Below are 17740 nucleotides of genomic sequence, written 5' to 3'. Positions count from 1 at the left end.
ATTTCAGATATGTTACTAATGACTTACTAGTTTTAATATTCTTCAATTCCAAACTATTCATAGATGGAGGGCGGATAAATGGATTGGTTAGGTTCCGATTATTCTTTACTCACTAAAGCAGTCAATCGTACTGTAGATTCTCAAAAAGTAATATCTAAAAATATTGCGAATGTTGATACACCTGGATACAAAGCACAACGTTTAGTGTTTTCGGATGTACTAGACTCTCAAATGAAAATGAGTCTAAAGCGTCATGCTCAAATTGATGCGCAAGGTTCGATCGTTGAGCAATCGACTTCTATGCGTAACGATGGAAATGGTGTCGATATTGATTTTGAGATGTCTGAATTATCACGCAATCAAATCGAGTATGAGGCATTAGTAGAACAGCTGAATCGGAAATTTTCAGGAATCCAATCAGTAATTAGAGGAGGCAGATAAAAGTGAGTATGTTCGGTGGATTTCATACTTCTGCATCAGGGTTAACTGCACAACGTCTCCGGCTTGATACGGTTTCAGCAAATATTGCAAATGCTCAAACGACACGGGGAGAACTTGTAGATGGTCAATGGCAACCCTACGCTCGTAAATTAGCAGTGCTTAAGGAAACGGCTAACGGTGTAACGGTTAGCGAACTTCGAAAAGATGAAGAGCCTTTTAAATTAGAATACAACCCAAGTCATCCGGATGCAGACGAGCTTGGATACGTCAAAATGCCGAATGTCGACATTTTAAAAGAAATGGTCGATATGATGGGCGCGACACGATCTTATGAAGCAAACGTGACAGCTCTTAACGCGACGAAAGCAATGCTTGTTAAAGCGATGGAGATCGGTAAGTAAGAATGAAGGGATGATGAATGACCATGGCAATTCAAGCAATTCAGGGATTACAACCCATTCTTCAAAATCAAATGACTCCTAAAACAACACCAAGTGACTTTAGCGAAGTGTTAAGTCAAGCAATGAATGGATTAAATGCGACACAAAGCGCTTCATCTCAAGCACGAGTAGATTTGGCGACGGGAAAGTCAACAGATCTACATAATATTATGATTAAAACAGAAGAAGCATCTCTCTCTATGCAACTCGCCATTGAGGTCCGTAATAAGGGCATCGAAGCATACCAAGAAATGATGCGTATGCAACTGTGAATGTTAAGGAAAGCGTGGGAGATGTTGAATGAACGAAGGATTAAAAGCAAGATGGAACACCATTAATACAACGTGGAAATCATGGTCACTCGCTAAAAAGGCGATGATTCTTGGAAGTATTATCGTCGTTTTAGCAGCGTTGATCGTCGCTATTCTCTGGTTATCTAAACCAACGATGACACCCCTTTATTCAAAATTATCACCACAAGAAGCCGGACAAGTGACGGAAAAACTAAACGAGGACGGTATTCAGTCTGAAGTTGTTAGTGAAGCTAATGGCGTGACCATTCTTGTTCCAGAGGCGAATGTTGAGAATTTGAAAGTCGAATTAGCAACAGCTGGTATTCCAAAGTCTGGTCAAATTGATTATTCCTTCTTTAGTGAAAACGCGGGTTTCGGAACGACGGATAAAGAAATGAACATCTTGGAACGCGACACGATGCAGACGGAACTCGAAAACTTGATTACACAAGTCAATGGAATCGAGTCAGCTAAAGTCATGATTACGCTCCCAGAAAAGAGTGTCTTTTTATCGGATGAGAAAGAATCTTCAACAGTATCGGTCGTATTGACCTCTAGCGCAGGTAGTAACTTGAATAATCAAACGGTTCAAGGTCTGTATCATTTGATCGCTAAAAGTATTCCAAATCTTAAAGAAGAAAACATTACGATCATGGATCAGTACTTCACGTACTATGAACCGGGCAATGCGACGCAGACAGCAGGTGGAACAGATCCGATGGCGCTTAAAAAAGCAACAGAGAACGATTTACGGAAACAGATCCAACAAATGCTTTCCGTTGTTCTTGGACCGCAAAAAGCACTCGTATCGGTCACAGCGGACGTAGATGTTACGAAACGTCAGGAAGAACAAAAATTAGTAGAACCAGTAGATCCAGATAAAATCGAAGGAATCGTCACATCTGCTGAAAAAGTAGCTGAAGCATACACAGGTGCAGCGAATCAGGGAACTGCTGGGACTGGCGAAAATGAAACAATCAATTTCCCGACAGGAAATGGTGAAGCTGGAGATACGAGTGAAAAAACACACGATATTATTAACTATGAAGTAAATCGAATCACGAAACAGATTTCTGGGGCACCATATGAAATTCGTGACTTAGGTATTCAAATCATAGTAGAACCACCAAAGGGTCAGACACAAATTGATCCGCAGTTACAAACGGACTTACAGACGATGATGTATTCTATCATTCGTACGTCCATTACAAAACAAGATGCTAAAACGACGTTAACAGATGCGGAACTGACAAATAAAGTAGTTGTCATGTCTCGACCATTTGCTAACACGACAACTAAACAGACCGCTACTTCAGAAACAATTCCGATGTGGGTTTGGTTTGCATTAGGTGCAGCAGCTTTAGTCATCATAGGCATGATTTTCTTCATGGTTCGTAAACGTAAAAAAGAAGAAGAGGAAAGCTTAGAGGAATGGACACCGATTGAAACAGAAATTCCTGAGTTATCGACTGAAGATAATAGCAATGAAGCACAAAAACGAAAACAACTAGAAAAATTAGCAGCGTCAAATCCAGACGAATTTGCAAAACTGCTTAGAACTTGGTTAGCGGAGGATTGATCCTATGAAGAAATTAGAGATGAATAGTCGTGAAAAGGCTGCCGTCCTAATGATTTCATTAGGTCCAGAAGTCGCGGCGAACGTATATAAGCATCTAAGTGAAGAAGAGATGGAATGGTTGACGTTACAAATCTCAAGCATGAAACGAATTGACCCTGAAGATAAAGCAGGTGTTCTGGATGAATTTCATGATTTAGCAATGGCACAGAACTATATCACGCAAGGTGGTATCGGTTTTGCGAAATCCGTATTAGAAAAAGCTGTTGGTGAAGAAAAGGCGATGGAATTGATTCATCGCCTCACATCAACACTTCAAGTACGTCCTTTCGAGTTTGCACGAAAAGCAGATTCAAAACAATTATTGAATTTTATTCAAAATGAACATCCGCAAACGATTGCTCTAGTCCTTGCTCATTTGGATCCAGCGAAGTCAGGACAAATCCTTTCTGAGCTTCCGGCAGAGGCACAGTCGGATGTAGCGAGACGAATTGCTACGATGGATCGAATGAATCCGGAAATCATTAGTGAAGTTGAGTTGATTTTAGAACGTAACCTGTCTCAAGCAGGAATGCAAGACTATGCTCAGTCAGGCGGGATTGAAGCAGTGGTTCAAGTGTTGAATGGTGTTGACCGAACGACAGAACGAACGATTTTGGATACGCTTGAAATTCAAGATCCTGAACTCGCTGAGGAAATTAAAAAGCGGATGTTCGTATTTGAGGATATTGTCACATTGGATGCACGTGCAATTCAACGTATCATTCGTGAAGTTTCAAATGAGGATCTTCTTTTAGCATTGAAAGTATCATCTGATGACGTCAAAGACATGGTGTATCGAAATATGTCTCAGCGGATGGTCGAGTCGTTCAAAGAAGATATGGAGTTCATGGGTCCTGTTCGATTACGCGATGTCGAAGAAGCACAAAGTCGAATTGTCGGTATCATTCGTCGTTTAGAAGATATGGGTGAGATCGTCGTCGCACGCGGTGGAGGAGATGATATCGTTGTCTAACGTCATTAAACGGCAGAGTGTCTTGTCGAAATCGCAGCGTTTGATTCATCAGCCAGTAGCATCGTCTGAAAACGTTGATCATGACAGTAATCTCGTTACGATTTCCTATGAAGAAGAATGGTTAGAACGTCAGAATCAATTGACACTTTTAGAAAAGCGTTTGATGGAAGAACACGAATCAAGACTAGCGCAATTGGAAGAAGAAAAATTAAGAACGCTCGAGGCGGCAACGCTGCAAGGGTATGAAGCAGGGTTTGTTGAAGGACAATCAAGCGGCTTCGCAACATATGATAAGGCAATGTCTGACTTAAATGCGTTAAGTGAGAAATTAGAGCAACGTTTTCAAGAGAAACTTATGATGATGGAACATGATCTATGTGTAGCTGCTCTTCAAACGACGCATTTATTTCTAGAAAATCTATTAGATTCTGATGAAGAGACATTGTATAAGATGATTCATAAACTATTGATTCAGTTTAGAGATCGCGAGAAATTATTTGTATATGCATCGCCTCAAGATTTTGAACGCTTAGTCATGATGGAAGATAAGATTCAATCTATTCTCGGAGCGACAGTCAGTGTCCAACTCCGGTTAGATCCAGAATTGTCACCACGTGATTTTAGAATCGATTCTGAAAATGGAGCGATTACGGGTGGGTTACACTCCAGTTTTAAACATCTTGAGAAAAAGATTTTTGAGGTGTTGACGGATGTATAAAGTTCAACATTTGCAAGAAGCGATTCAAGACATTAAATTTGATGATCTGCTTCGACATTCAGGTAAAGTAGTCCAAGTTATTGGTTTGATGATCGAATCGAGAGGACCTACTGCTGTATCAATTGGAGAGCGCTGTTTTATTCAATTGAACGCACACCATGAAATTGAAGCAGAGGTCGTTGGCTTTAAAGAGGGGCATGTTCTACTTATGCCTTATGGTGAAACGACAGCAATCGCTCCAGGGTCCATCGTTGTTGCTTCAGGTAAACCGTTACACGTTCCTGTAGGCGAAGAGTTGATAGGTCAAGTGTTAGATGGACTAGGCAGACCATTAGACGGTGAAAACCTAGAGCATTTAAAAACAACATCCATTGTTAGAAAGCCACCAAGTCCGCTTAGTCGCCCACGTATTAGCGAAGTACTCTCAACTGGGATACGAGCAATTGATACGTTATTAACAGTAGGTGAAGGACAGCGTGTTGGGTTATTTGCAGGATCAGGCGTCGGAAAGTCCACACTTTTAGGAATGATTGCGAAACGGTCAACAGCGGATATCAACGTGATTGCTTTAATTGGAGAGCGTGGACGTGAAGTCAAAGAGTTTATCGAAGCGGAGTTAGGTGAGGAAGGAATGAGTCGGTCGATCATCGTTGTAGCAACGAGTGATCAATCGCCCCTTGTACGACTTAAAGGTGCTTACACTGCAACAGCGATTGCTGAGTACTTTCGGGATCAAGGGAAAAATGTCGTCCTGATGATGGACTCCGTTACACGATTTGCAATGGCACAACGTGAAATCGGACTAGCGACAGGTGAACCTCCCGCTTCAAAAGGATATACACCAAGTGTCTTTGCGCTACTCCCACAACTTTTGGAGCGAAGCGGTAAGACTGAAAAAGGCTCGATCACAGCATTCTATACCGTCTTGGTTGATGGGGATGATATGAATGAACCGATTGCAGATGCTGTACGCGGAATTTTGGATGGTCACTTTGTACTGGATCGGAATTTAGCGAACAAAGGACAATATCCTGCGATTCATGTATTACGCTCCATCAGTCGTGTCATGAATCAAATCACTTCAGAAGAGCATAAACAAAAGGCCATCGTTTTTCGTCAGCTTCTCTCTACTTATTTAGATGCGGAAGATTTGATTAACATTGGAGCGTATAAAAGCGGAACAAATCCAGAAATCGATCGGGCCATTCAAATCTATCCACAACTCATCGAATTTCTAAAACAGTCTGTCCATGAAGTGAGTGACTTAGATGCCGCAATTGAAAGACTATTTCAGATTATTCCATAAGGGGAGCGGACATGCGAACGATATATGAACGAATCATTCCGCTCGCTGAAGCGGAAAAGGATCGAGTCTCAAAAGAAACAGCTGAAAAAAAGATGCGTTATGAAGAGGAAATGCAGAAGCTGTATCAACTGTTGGTCCGGTACGAAACGTTTTTGAAAGAACAGGATCAAATCGGACGGATTGAGTTGGTTGATTCACAATATCGTGAAAGAGCCAGGGATGTAGTGAAGCAACAAATCGAGAGACAACAGTTGTTCGTCACGCAAGCTAAGAACGTTTATGAAAAAGCGCAATTGGCATTAAAAGAAGCCATGATCGAAGAGAAAAAATTCACCAAACTACAAGAAAATCATTTTATTGAAGTACGACGAGAACTTGCAATAGTAGAACAAAATCAACTAGATGAGCTATCTCTTCTACATTTTAAAAGAGGTCAAACGATATGAGTGAACAAAAGACGTCAAAGCAGTGGATATTACCATTAGTGATCATCCCGTTTATCATCATCTTGCTGACAGCATACTTCGTGTTGAATTATGCGAACGGAAGACCATTATTATCTTTACCGTTCGATACAGAAAAAACAGCAAAATCTACTGCTACCTCTAATGACCAAGAGTTGGTCAAACGTTTAAAAGTAGCAAACAACGAAATTAAGAAATTACGCAATGAAAAAGAAGAACAAAAGCAAACGTTGCAAGTGAAAGAACAAGAAATCACGAAACTAATCTCAGAACGGGATCAGTTAAAAAAAGCATCAACTCCTGCTGCTTCAACTACTTCTACGAGTGAGAAGAAAACTAAGAAAACACCAGTATCTGATGTATATGCAGAAATGTCACCTAAAGAAGCGGCGTTAATCTTTAATGAACTCAGCCCAACTGAAGTGGTTTCGATCATTGAAAACATCGATGCAGAACAGCAAGCTGCAATCATTGCCAAAATGGATGCCAAAAAAGCAGCAGCATTAACTCAATTATTAGCTTCGGAATAGAGGTGAGATCATGAATATTTCAGATCTTCAAATGAATCCGGTACAAGGAACAGCGATAGGTACCGATGAGATGGGGAACGCAACAGATGCAACAGGTAAGTTTGCGACACTTTTACAATTTCTAACGAGCAATGAGTTGACTGTAAATCAAGGAATACCGGATGTATCACTAAAAGATTCGGAACGTGTAGATGTAGATGGAAAATCTGAAAAGGCTGTATTGCTTCAAAATATCCAGTCGCTTATGGATCATCCAGAAATGATTTTAGAAGTGCTGGAGCAACCTGAGGTCAGTAGCCTTCCAATTCATTCGGTGAAGCATCGAGAGATTGTTCAGATTTTAAAGGCGATTCAAGAAGGAAATATCGAATCTGCTGTTCAGCTACTCGATCAATCATCCATCACTCCCGCTCAAATTAATGCGTTAATCGGAAATGTATTACAGAAACAGAATCAGCAATTGAAGCCAGAAGTAAATTCCGTGCAAAGTATTGGAACGGCTCCAGTAGAAGAAAACATGGAGAAGTTGATTTTACCCGTCAAAAATGAACTGACGCCGTCAAAAGAAAAGTTCATGGAAACGGGTCAGAATAAAATAGTGAATGTTATTCAGAAACAAAGTCAAGAGCCCTCCTCAGCACTGGAACAAGATATTAAAGCGAATACAGCAGCACCGGCAGTAAGTGTAAATCGAATGAATCATGTGCTCCTTTTCAATAGCGTGAATCGCACAGTTCCATTTTTACCGGTCGATGAGCAAATTATGAATCGAATCGAAGCGGCGTTAAAGCAAGCACCTTTTATAAACGGTAAAGATGGTTCTTCAAAAATCTCTATTCGTTTATATCCTGAACAGTTAGGTGAACTAGTCGTTCAAGTAGATCGAAAAGGAAATGAACTTACGATTAAGCTTTTCATGGCGAATGAGCAAACGAAGCAATTGATCGAACAACAACTCGGAAAACTACATACGACACTACATCAACAGAGTCCGGTTGTGAAAATCGAAACAGGTATCATTGCGACTGCTGCAAGAGAATTTGAACAAGGATTCTCTTCAGAACGACGTGAACAGGAAAAACAGGAATCTTCTTCACATCAGCAAGAAGAAGAGCGAGAGGAGGAAGAAGATGACGGAAGGGATTAAAAATGACGGTTCTTCGTTTCAGTTACCTGAAAAAAAGCAAACCGTATCCAACAACTCGATGGATAAAGATATGTTCATGAAAATTTTAATCGCCCAGTTATCGAACCAAGATCCAACAGCTCCGATGGAAGATAAAGAGTTCATTGCCCAAATGGCTCAGTTTTCTTCGTTAGAACAGATGCAATCGATTGGAAAAGGGATGGAAACGATGATCCTAAATCAGCATGCGGGTGCGTTGATGACGTACAGTAACCTGATTGGGAAAGATGTCAGTTATACACCGTCTGCTAACGCTGAGGATGAAACGTCTTCAACGGAAGAGACAGCAACTGTACTAAGTGTCAAACGAGATGGTGTGGATGTCATCGCTGAATTATCGAACGGTAAACGGGTCAGTGTGTATGACCTGACGCAAATCAAATCTAAGGAGGAAAAATAATGTTACGTTCAATGTATTCAGGAATCAGTGGGTTGAAAAACTTCCAAACGAAATTGGATGTCGTCGGTAACAACATCGCAAACGTCAATACATTCGGTTACAAAAAAGGGCGTGTTACGTTCAAGGATTTAGTTAACCAATCTGTCGGATCTGCTTCTGGTGCGGGTGGCGGCGTCGGGGGAACGAACCCGAAACAAGTCGGTCTTGGGGCATCGATGTCAACAGTCGATAACGTCTACAACCAAGGAGCACTTCAAAATACCGGTCGGACGCTTGACGTCGGGATTTCTGGTGAAGGATTCTATCAAGTCATGACAGCGGAAGGTATTCGCTATACGAGATCTGGAAACTTTTATACGGATTTAGACGGAAACATCGTTACTGGTGATGGAAACTACGTTGTTGGTACTGGAACAGCTGCTGTTCCAACAGGTCCTGTTCCTAATAACTTACCGAATGGTTCTGTTCCACCTGCAGCGCCGACTCCAGGTTATCAAAAATTAAAAATCCCTACTGATGCACGAAACTTATCGATTGGGAAAGATGGATTAGTCACTTATGTAAATAATACGGGTGCGCTAACTACGGTAGGGTATATTACATTAGCAAACTTCCCTAACCCAGGTGGTCTTGAAAAGTCTGGTGTAAATTTATTTGCTTCTTCTCAAAACTCTGGTGCAGCAGCAACCGGAACCCCTAGTACAAACGGTCTCGGTCAGTTGACATCTGGAACACTCGAGATGTCAAACGTCGATTTGTCAGAAGAATTTACGGAGATGATCATTGCGCAGCGTGGTTTCCAGGCAAACACACGAATCATTACAACGAGTGACCAAGTGTTAGAAGAACTCGTCAATCTGAAACGATGATTCAGTTAACGACGTTACGGAAAACACCATTAGTCATTAATGCCAGCTTGATTGAATCCATTCGTTCGACTCCTGATACGACAATTCACCTCATTGGTGGACAAACGTATGTCGTACAAGAATCGATGGAGGAAGTGACGGAGGCAGCAATTCAATTTTATCGTCAAATCGGATTGACCGGTTTGACGAGTGTAAGGAGGATCGATGATGGCGGAAGAAGAGAAAAAGAAAAGTAAGCTTAAATTACCATTGATCATGGTCATCGTTGCTCTCATGATGGTTGGAGCTGGGTACATGGTAATGAAATATTTGATTGCTCCAGATGAAACGAAAGCAAAAGTAGAACAGCCGACTGGAGAAGAGCTTGATGCACGTAGTCTTCAGACTGATGATTTGACGACGAACATCTCAGACGAACGTTTCTTGAATGTACAATTTACAATCGTAACCGATGACCAAAAAACACGGGATGATTTAGAATTACGTAAATTCCAAATTAACAACATCATTCTTGGGGATTTATCTACCATGAAAAAATCGGATTTAGATTCGAAAGCCGACATGGAGAAACTGGAAGAAAAATTACGTGTCCAGTTCAAAAAACTCATCCAAGAGGGTGATGTCCAACGTGTCTACACTACGAAAAAAATCATCCAGTGAGGTGGCAGCATGAGCGAAGTATTATCACAACATGAAATTGACGCCTTGCTATCAGCTATTTCAAGTGGAGATATGGAAGTTGAGGAAATCAGGAGTCAAGAAGAAGAGCGGCGCGTTAAGGTATATGATTTCAAACGTGCCCTTCGTTTCTCTAAAGACCAATTACGAAACTTAACGCGCATTCATGAGCAATTTGCTCGAGTGCTAACGACTCATTTTTCAGCTCAGTTAAGAACATATGTCCAGTTCACAGTGAATACAGTGGAACAACTGCCCTATGATGAATTCATTCATTCTATTCCAAATATGACATTAATCAATTTGGTCAACCTTCAACCATTAGACGGGAAAGTCATTTTTGAAGTGAACCCAAATATTGCGTATGCAATGTTAGATCGTCTGCTTGGTGGACCGGGCGAAGGAATGAACAAAATTGAGAACTTAACTGAAATTGAAACACGTATTTTGACGCAGCTGTTTAAACGAGCATTTGTGCAATATGGAGCGGCTTGGGAATCGATTACAGAATTAGAAGCTGAATACGATGATCTTGAGATCAATCCACAATTTCTCCAGCTCGTCTCTCCAAATGAAACGGTTATTCTTGTGTCCATTTATGTAACGGTCGGTGAAGTGAGTGGCACATTAAATGTATGTTTACCTTTCGTCACATTAGAACCGATTTTACCTAAACTATCCAGTCATTTTTGGATGCAACAAGATAAGCGTAAGTCAATCAATGATCAAGCGTCTGAACATATGCAGACTCAATTAATGAGTTCTGTCGTCGATTTGAAAGCAGTGCTTGGCCAGACGGATCTGTCGTTTGGTGAGTTGTTACACCTCGAAGTTGGCGACTGTCTATCCCTGAAGACACGTACATCTGATCCGGTTGAACTGTTCGTCGATGATCGTAAAATGTTCAAGGCGCGACCAGGTCTAAATGGGAAGCATCTCGCTTTACAAGTCATACAACGAATTGAGGAGGAATAACATGAGCGATATGCTTTCGCAAGATGAGATCGATGCTTTATTAAGAGGAACACCATCTGATTCTGATGATGCAAGCGATACCCAATCGGATGAAGAAGTTTTAGATGAGATGGAAATCGATGCGCTTGGAGAAGTAGGGAATATTTCATTAGGAAATTCAGCTACCGCTTTATCCGCATTGTTGAATCAAAAAGTAGAAATTACGACGCCACATGTTCGAATGATTACGATGGATGAATTAAGAAGTCGTTATCCCATTCCGCATGTTGCCTTACGCGTTGGATATACAGAAGGTTTTAAAGGTGAAAATGTCCTCATCTTAACACAACGGGATGCCTCCATTATTGCGAATTTAATGATGGGCGGAGATGGTGTCATTGATGAAACTGCTGAGATGGAGCCGATTGCGCTTTCAGCTGTACAAGAAGCAATGAACCAAATGATGGGAGCTGCCGCTACATCGATGTCCACGGTATTCTCCATGAGAATTGATATCTCACCTCCAGCTGTTGAAATTTTTGATTTTTCGCAAGAGAAAAGTATCGTAGATAGTTTCTCTCTTTGGGACAGTATGGTCATCATTGAGTTCGATTTGAAAATCGGGACATTGATTGATTCGAAAATCGTACAGTTGGCACCGCTCGAGTTTTCTAAACAACTCATTCAAAAGTTGTTCTTAGCAAGCACAGAAGTATCAAATGAGCCTTCACCGGTTCAACCTGCGGCACAAACTCAACCTAAATCGTCACCAGCCGTTGAAGCTTCTCCACCGCCAGCAAAACCTGCTCCAGTTCAGGAACAAGTAGTGAAAGAAAGTGTTGCTGTCAGTCCTGTCCAATTCGGTCAATTAAGTGATGCACAAGTAGACGGTACGCCGGCTAATATTGGTATGTTGTATGACGTACCGTTGAACGTCACGGTTGAACTAGGACGTACACGACGATCGGTTAGAGATATCCTAGAACTGACGCAAGGTTCCATCATTGAACTTGATAAATTAGCAGGTGAACCAGTAGATGTATTTGTAAACAACACGTTGATTGCAACCGGAGAAGTTGTAGTCATTGAAGAAAACTTCGGAGTACGCATTACAGAAATCGTAAATACAAAAGAACGTCTTCGGATGTTCTAAGGAGGAACTATAAAATGAGTGCAAAAGTATTAATCGTAGATGACGCTGCTTTCATGCGAATGATGATCAAGGAAATTTTATCGAAGAATGGCTACGATGTCGTTGGCGAAGCGGAGAATGGATTAGAGGCTGTTTCAAAGTATAAGGAATTAACACCAGATCTCGTCACACTCGATATCACGATGCCAGAAATGGACGGAATCTCTGCTTTAAAGGAAATTAAAGCAATTAATCCGGCTGCTAAAGTCATCATGTGTTCAGCAATGGGACAACAGTCAATGGTTATCGATGCTATTCAAGCAGGTGCTAAAGATTTCATCGTTAAACCGTTCCAAGCAGATCGTGTACTAGAAGCGGTTTCGAAAACTGTCTCGTCATGAAAAAAGTGACTTTGCTGATTTGTCTGCTGTTTTTGCTTTCGGTTCCCGTAAGTGCAGAAACAGTCGAAGAAAAATTAAATCCAACTCAGAACGATGCACCGGCGACTCAGCAAGTCGATGAGAGTCCTTCCATGGCGTTGACTATTTTTAAAGGAGTCGTCGTTCTTATCGTCTTGATCGGCGGATTCATCCTTGTGACACGATTCATTCACGAACGAACGCGAGGTGTCAGACATTCCGGACGATTGACCCATTTAGGTGGAGTACCACTCGGGAAAGATCGATCGGTTCAGTTAGTCAAGATACAAGATAAGATTTACGTCGTCGGTGTCGGTGAAAACGTACAATTATTAGATACATTGGATGATCTGGAAGGATATGAACCAACGGATTTTGAAGAGTCTTCCCCGAAATCCTCACCTTCGCCGTTTCTTGAGACGTTTAAACAACAACTCGAACAACTGCAAAAGAATCGAGGTCGCTCATGAATACGATTGAGAATCTGATATCACTTGATACTCCGTCAGGAACAGCGACATCGATTAAGCTACTTGTGTTACTGACGTTGTTATCACTTGCGCCGTCACTGCTCATTTTGATGACCTGCTTTACGCGTGTTGTCGTTGTGTTGTCTTTTGTCCGTTCTGCTCTTGGAACACAACAGACGCCACCAAACCAGCTCCTCGTTGGACTCGCTTTGTTCATTACATTATTCGTTATGTCGCCTGTCTTATCTGAATTAAACACGACGGCCTTAAAACCATATATGGCAGATAAAATCAGTCAAGATGAAGCGTTTGATAAAGCGGGAGATACGATGAAACGGTTCATGTCGAAACACACGCGAACAAACGATTTAGAGTTGTTTTTAAAGTACGGTAATTATGAAAAACCAGAAAAAATTGAAGATATTCCACTTGTCGCACTTGTTCCAGCTTATGCGATCAGTGAATTAAAAACGGCCTTTCAAATCGGGTTCATGATCTTCATACCTTTTCTTGTCATCGATATGGTCGTCTCAAGTGTCCTGATGTCGATGGGAATGATGATGTTGCCACCGGTCATGATTGCGTTACCGTTTAAATTATTGTTATTTATTTTAGTTGACGGCTGGCACCTGATTGTTGAATCATTGCTCGTCAGTATGCGTTAGGGAGGGATCCGAATGACTCAAGAAATGATCATACAGCTTGCAAGTTCTGCCGTCTGGACATTACTCAAGGTATCGGCTCCCTTGCTACTCGTCTCGCTCGTCGTAGGTCTGCTCGTTAGTATTTTGCAGGCGACGACGCAAATTCAGGAACAGACGTTATCGTTCGTTCCAAAGATCGTTGCCGTATTTTTAGCACTCGTCTTTTTTGGTCCTTGGATCATGCAGGAGCTACAGACCTTTACGATTGATCTATTCAAACAAATCGCTGAGGTTTCCCGCAAATGACGTTACTTTCTTTCTTGAGTGTATTTTTACTCATCTTTGGTCGGATCGTCGGATTTCTCGTTGCAGCTCCGTTGTTTTCTTCAAAGCAACTACCAGCACAACATAAATTAGCATTGGCGGCAGGCCTAGCTTACTTTGCAAGTTATGCCGTCAAAACAGATGTCCGCGTAGAAGATTTCGATTTTTTCTTTCGAATGGGAACGGAAGTTTTAGTCGGTCTAGCACTTGGGTTACTTGCCAGTTTTTTATTGTATGCGCCACAAATTGCCGGTTCCATCATTGATTTGCAAATGGGGCTTGCAATGGCTTCCGCTTATGACCCGATGTTTGGTGGACAGTCACCTATCGTTGGTCGTTTTTATTACATGCTGACATTACTCGTCTTGCTCGCTTCTGATATGCACCTGATTTTACTTGACGGCATCTACACGAGTTTTCAAATCTTTCCACCAGGTAGCCTGATTGCGGTATCGGGCGACGCAGGAATGAGCCTTGTCATCCGTGTCGTTGGGCTTGCGATGTTGACTGCCTTACAAATGGCGATGCCACTTGTCGTTTCACTCTTTTTAGTGGATCTCGCGCTCGGTTTCCTAGCGAAAACGGCTCCCCAATTCAACATTTTTGCGATTGGTTTTTCCGTCAAACTATTGATGGGATACGCGATTCTGTTTTTATTAGCAGGAGCGACGATCACAGGAATCGGTCGATTCGTTCCATTACTACAAGATGTACTTGCAGATGCCATTCGATTACTAGGAGGTTGAGGACATGCATTCATATCGATTACGCCTTGACCTTCAGTACTTCGCTGGTGAGAAGACGGAGAAGGCGACACCTCGAAAGCGGGATGATTCCCGCAAGAAGGGGCAAGTCGCAAAATCAGCGGATCTGACAAGTAGTTTTATGTTATTCGCGATGTTCCTCGTCCTCTATTTTTTTGGTCCATTTCTAGGACGACGATTCGTCCTCGTTCTACAAGATGGTCTAAGTGCAAGTCAAGTGTTGCAGGCTGTTGAGGAGGGACGAATTGAACAGATTTTAGTCGAGATGCTGATTCAAATGGGAATTCTCGTCGCACCGTTCTTTTTAACAGCGGTCGTCATCGGTGTTCTCGGGAATTTTGTTCAAATTGGTGTACTTTTGAGTGGCGAGGCGATCCAACCGAAACTGGATCGGATTAATCCACTACAAGGCGTCAAACGAATTGTTAGTGTCAAAGCGCTCGTCGAATTTTTAAAATCGGTCTTTAAACTGCTTGTCATCGGTGTGACGAGCGGCACGGTCTTATGGAATAACAAGGTCGAAATTTCACGGTTGACTTCGGAACCAATCGGTGATGCATTAGCTATCATTGGTCATTTAACATTTTTACTCGGTTTATCTGTTAGTATCGCTTTGATTGCATTAGCCATTTTGGACTTCGCTTATCAAAAATTTGATTTCGAGAAGTCGATCCGAATGAGTAAACAGGATTTAAAAGATGAGCATAAAAACACAGAGGGTGACCCTCAAATCAAAGGGAAAATCAAACAACAACAACGGGAGATGGCGATGCGGCGGATGATGCAAGAAATACCAAATGCCGACGTCGTCATCACGAACCCAACCCATTATGCGGTAGCGATTCAATACGATGACGGAAAACATATGGCACCGATTGTCGTTGCTAAAGGCGTAGATGCTGTCGCGTTCCGGATTCGGGAGAAGGCGACAGCAGCTGATGTCCCGATTGTTGAAAATCGTCCGCTGGCGCGGGCGTTGTTCGCTCAATCAGAAATTGGTATGGCAGTGGATGAAACGTTCTATCAGGCGCTCGCTGAAACACTCGCCTTTGTCTATCAACTGAAACAAGCAAAATGAAAGGATGAAGCATCATGAGTATATCAACACGAGATTTAACGGTTCTGCTAGGCGTCATCATGATCGTCTTCATGCTCGTCATTCCACTGCCCGCTATCATGCTCGATTTTTTAATCATCATCAATATTTTAATTGCCTTGATGGTACTACTCGTTGCGATGAATGCCAAAGAGGCACTTGAGTTTTCTGTATTTCCGACATTGTTACTGATCGTTACGCTGTTTCGTCTTGCGCTCAATGTCTCAACGACACGGGCGATTTTATCAAACGGAAACGGTGGCGAAGTCATCGAGGCTTTCGGTAGTTTTGTTGTCGGAGGTAACGCGCTTGTCGGCTTCGTCGTCTTCTTGATTCTCGTCTTAATCCAGTTTCTTGTCATCACAAAGGGTTCAGAACGAGTCTCGGAAGTCTCGGCACGTTTTACGCTCGATGCGATGCCAGGGAAACAAATGGCGATCGATGCTGATTTGAACTCCGGCATGATTGACGAATTGCAAGCCCGGACTCGTCGCCAAAAAATTCAGTCGGAAGCGGATTTTTATGGTGCGATGGATGGGGCGTCGAAGTTCGTTAAAGGAGATGCAATCGCAGGCATCATCATCGTCATCATCAACTTGATTTTCGGGATGATCATCGGTGTTGTCCAGCAGGGTTTACCGATGATGGAATCCGTCAATTTGTATACGTTGCTAACAGTTGGTGACGGTCTTGTCAGTCAGATTCCAGCCCTTTTGATATCGGTTGCGACCGGTATTATCGTCACACGTTCAACGTCTGATGGAAATCTTGGAGAGGATGTCATCGGTCAATTGACACGGACACCACTCCTCGTTGGAATTGCAGCAGGAGCGATCTTCTTACTTGGACTGTTCACGGCGATTCCGGATTACGTCACGATGCCGATCGCTGCACTGTTTGGATTCTTTGCTTGGCGAATGAAGCAGGCGACGAAGACGATGCAAGAAGAAGTTGCTGTCGAAGAAGCACCAAGCGAAAATTTACGATCAAGCGAATCAGTTATTTCCTTACTGAATGTTGATACGATTGAATTCGAATTCGGTTATGGTTTGATTCCGCTTGCTGATGAAGCGCAAGGTGGCGATTTACTCGATCGTGTCGTCATGATTCGTAGGCAACTAGCTCTTGAACTCGGATTCGTTCTTCCGACCGTTCGGATTCGGGATCACTTACAGTTATCACCGAATCAGTACCGGATTAAGATTCGCGGAAGTGAGATGGCAACCGGCGAACTGTTACTTGATCATTACTTAGCGATGAGTCCGGGTGTCGACGATCCAGAGATTCGAGGGATCGAGACAGTTGAACCGGCATTTGGTATGCCGGCACTCTGGATTGATGAACAGACACGGAGCCGAGCAGAAATGTCAGGCTATACGGTCGTTGATCCACCATCTGTCGTTGCTACGCACTTAACAGAACTCTTAAAGAAACATGCTGCTGAATTACTTGGTCGAGAAGAAACGAAACAATTGGTCGATCATTTAAAAGAATCTCATCCGATTTTAGTGGAAGAAGTTACGCCGCAACTACTTTCGATTGGGGATTTGCAAAAAGTGTTCGTTCAATTACTAAAAGAGAAAATATCGATTCGAAATTTACCTTTAATTTTTGAAACGCTTGCTGATTATGCCGCAGTAACCAAGGATAGTGAATTACTAGCAGAGTATGTTCGCCAATCCTTATCACGTCAAATCACTGAACAAGTCATGCAAGGAGAGGTGTTACACGTCGTAACAGTCTCAAGTGAGATGGAACTCGATATCCAGTCGGCGATCCAGAAGACAGAGTTTGGTAATTATTTAGCGCTTGATCCCGAAAAAGCGAGTCGCTTCATCGAAACGCTGCAAGAACGGACGATGGAGTTTGAACGCTATGGCGCACATCCAATCATTCTGACTTCTCCAAGTATTCGAATGTTCGTTCGTCAGTTGACGGAACGATACTTCCCGGATATTCCGGTCTTATCGTATAACGAATTGATGCCGACGATCGAAGTGAAGAGTATTGGGGTGATATAA

The 17740-nt window shown here is 42.3% G+C and carries 23 protein-coding genes; all 23 read left to right on the top strand.

Annotation, left to right across the window (positions count from 1 at the left end; genetic code table 11):
• Positions 1-78: 78 nt before the first annotated feature.
• From flgB to flhA, 23 genes are read left to right on the top strand one after another with little or no spacing between them, the layout of a single operon-like run.
• Complete coding sequence (flgB, locus tag ASF99_RS09475; protein ID WP_023468724.1) at positions 79-441, top strand: flagellar basal body rod protein FlgB; 363 nt, start codon at positions 79-81, stop codon at positions 439-441.
• 2 nt (positions 442-443) lie between these two features.
• Positions 444-842 (top strand): flagellar basal body rod protein FlgC, encoded by a 399-nt coding sequence (gene flgC / locus ASF99_RS09470; protein ID WP_023468723.1) that lies wholly within the window; start codon positions 444-446, stop codon positions 840-842.
• A 23-nt stretch (positions 843-865) separates the two neighbouring features.
• Entirely contained in the window at positions 866-1153 is a 288-nt protein-coding gene (fliE, locus tag ASF99_RS09465; protein WP_035396905.1) for a flagellar hook-basal body complex protein FliE, read from the top strand.
• A 28-nt stretch (positions 1154-1181) separates the two neighbouring features.
• Entirely contained in the window at positions 1182-2753 is a 1572-nt protein-coding gene (gene fliF, locus ASF99_RS09460) for a flagellar basal-body MS-ring/collar protein FliF (RefSeq protein WP_023468721.1), read from the top strand.
• A 4-nt stretch (positions 2754-2757) separates the two neighbouring features.
• Entirely contained in the window at positions 2758-3765 is a 1008-nt protein-coding gene (gene fliG / locus ASF99_RS09455; RefSeq protein ID WP_023468720.1) for a flagellar motor switch protein FliG, read from the top strand.
• Positions 3758-4483 (top strand): FliH/SctL family protein, encoded by a 726-nt coding sequence (locus ASF99_RS09450; RefSeq protein WP_023468719.1) that lies wholly within the window; start codon positions 3758-3760, stop codon positions 4481-4483. The genes fliG and ASF99_RS09450 overlap by 8 nt, the downstream gene beginning before the upstream one ends.
• The gene (fliI, locus tag ASF99_RS09445) at positions 4476-5789 is read left to right on the top strand and encodes a flagellar protein export ATPase FliI (RefSeq protein WP_035396772.1); all 1314 of its coding nucleotides are present in this window, start codon (positions 4476-4478) and stop codon (positions 5787-5789) included. The genes ASF99_RS09450 and fliI overlap by 8 nt, the downstream gene beginning before the upstream one ends.
• An 11-nt stretch (positions 5790-5800) precedes the next feature.
• The gene (locus ASF99_RS09440; RefSeq protein ID WP_023468717.1) at positions 5801-6235 is read left to right on the top strand and encodes a flagellar export protein FliJ; all 435 of its coding nucleotides are present in this window, start codon (positions 5801-5803) and stop codon (positions 6233-6235) included.
• On the top strand, positions 6232-6783 hold the full coding sequence (locus ASF99_RS09435; protein ID WP_023468716.1) for a MotE family protein: 552 nt from the start codon (positions 6232-6234) through the stop codon (positions 6781-6783). The genes ASF99_RS09440 and ASF99_RS09435 overlap by 4 nt, the downstream gene beginning before the upstream one ends.
• A 10-nt stretch (positions 6784-6793) precedes the next feature.
• A complete protein-coding gene (locus ASF99_RS09430) occupies positions 6794-7930 on the top strand; it encodes a flagellar hook-length control protein FliK (RefSeq protein ID WP_055968637.1) in 1137 nt (378 codons plus the stop codon).
• A complete protein-coding gene (gene flgD / locus ASF99_RS09425) occupies positions 7914-8369 on the top strand; it encodes a flagellar hook assembly protein FlgD (protein WP_023468714.1) in 456 nt (151 codons plus the stop codon). Before ASF99_RS09430 ends, flgD begins: the two co-directional genes overlap by 17 nt.
• Complete coding sequence (gene flgG, locus ASF99_RS09420) at positions 8369-9238, top strand: flagellar basal body rod protein FlgG (RefSeq protein ID WP_023468713.1); 870 nt, start codon at positions 8369-8371, stop codon at positions 9236-9238. Before flgD ends, flgG begins: the two co-directional genes overlap by 1 nt.
• Positions 9235-9474, top strand: coding sequence for a flagellar FlbD family protein (locus ASF99_RS09415; RefSeq protein WP_023468712.1), 240 nt, complete (start codon positions 9235-9237; stop codon positions 9472-9474). Before flgG ends, ASF99_RS09415 begins: the two co-directional genes overlap by 4 nt.
• A complete protein-coding gene (locus ASF99_RS09410) occupies positions 9446-9898 on the top strand; it encodes a flagellar basal body-associated FliL family protein (RefSeq protein WP_023468711.1) in 453 nt (150 codons plus the stop codon). The genes ASF99_RS09415 and ASF99_RS09410 overlap by 29 nt, the downstream gene beginning before the upstream one ends.
• Positions 9899-9907: 9 nt before the next feature.
• Positions 9908-10891 carry a flagellar motor switch protein FliM gene (gene fliM, locus ASF99_RS09405; protein WP_023468710.1) on the top strand — a complete coding sequence of 328 codons (984 nt, stop codon included), beginning with the start codon at positions 9908-9910 and terminating at the stop codon, positions 10889-10891.
• Between the two features lies 1 nt (position 10892).
• Positions 10893-12023 carry a flagellar motor switch phosphatase FliY gene (fliY, locus tag ASF99_RS09400; protein ID WP_035396775.1) on the top strand — a complete coding sequence of 377 codons (1131 nt, stop codon included), beginning with the start codon at positions 10893-10895 and terminating at the stop codon, positions 12021-12023.
• A gap of 14 nt (positions 12024-12037) precedes the next feature.
• The gene (locus tag ASF99_RS09395; protein WP_023468708.1) at positions 12038-12403 is read left to right on the top strand and encodes a response regulator; all 366 of its coding nucleotides are present in this window, start codon (positions 12038-12040) and stop codon (positions 12401-12403) included.
• A complete protein-coding gene (locus ASF99_RS09390) occupies positions 12400-12891 on the top strand; it encodes a flagellar biosynthetic protein FliO (RefSeq protein ID WP_023468707.1) in 492 nt (163 codons plus the stop codon). Before ASF99_RS09395 ends, ASF99_RS09390 begins: the two co-directional genes overlap by 4 nt.
• Positions 12888-13556: a flagellar type III secretion system pore protein FliP gene (gene fliP / locus ASF99_RS09385; RefSeq protein ID WP_023468706.1), complete on the top strand. Its 669-nt coding sequence runs from the start codon at positions 12888-12890 to the stop codon at positions 13554-13556. Before ASF99_RS09390 ends, fliP begins: the two co-directional genes overlap by 4 nt.
• Before the next feature lie 12 nt (positions 13557-13568).
• Complete coding sequence (gene fliQ / locus ASF99_RS09380) at positions 13569-13841, top strand: flagellar biosynthesis protein FliQ (RefSeq protein ID WP_023468705.1); 273 nt, start codon at positions 13569-13571, stop codon at positions 13839-13841.
• Entirely contained in the window at positions 13838-14605 is a 768-nt protein-coding gene (gene fliR / locus ASF99_RS09375; protein WP_023468704.1) for a flagellar biosynthetic protein FliR, read from the top strand. Before fliQ ends, fliR begins: the two co-directional genes overlap by 4 nt.
• Before the next feature lie 4 nt (positions 14606-14609).
• A complete protein-coding gene (gene flhB / locus ASF99_RS09370) occupies positions 14610-15701 on the top strand; it encodes a flagellar biosynthesis protein FlhB (protein WP_023468703.1) in 1092 nt (363 codons plus the stop codon).
• Positions 15702-15715: 14 nt separating this feature from the next.
• Positions 15716-17740 (top strand): flagellar biosynthesis protein FlhA, encoded by a 2025-nt coding sequence (gene flhA, locus ASF99_RS09365; RefSeq protein ID WP_023468702.1) that lies wholly within the window; start codon positions 15716-15718, stop codon positions 17738-17740.

The organism is Exiguobacterium sp. Leaf187, assembly GCF_001423925.1.
GTDB classification, from domain to species: domain Bacteria; phylum Bacillota; class Bacilli; order Exiguobacteriales; family Exiguobacteriaceae; genus Exiguobacterium_A; species Exiguobacterium_A indicum.
This window is presented reverse-complemented; position numbering and strand designations above follow the sequence as displayed.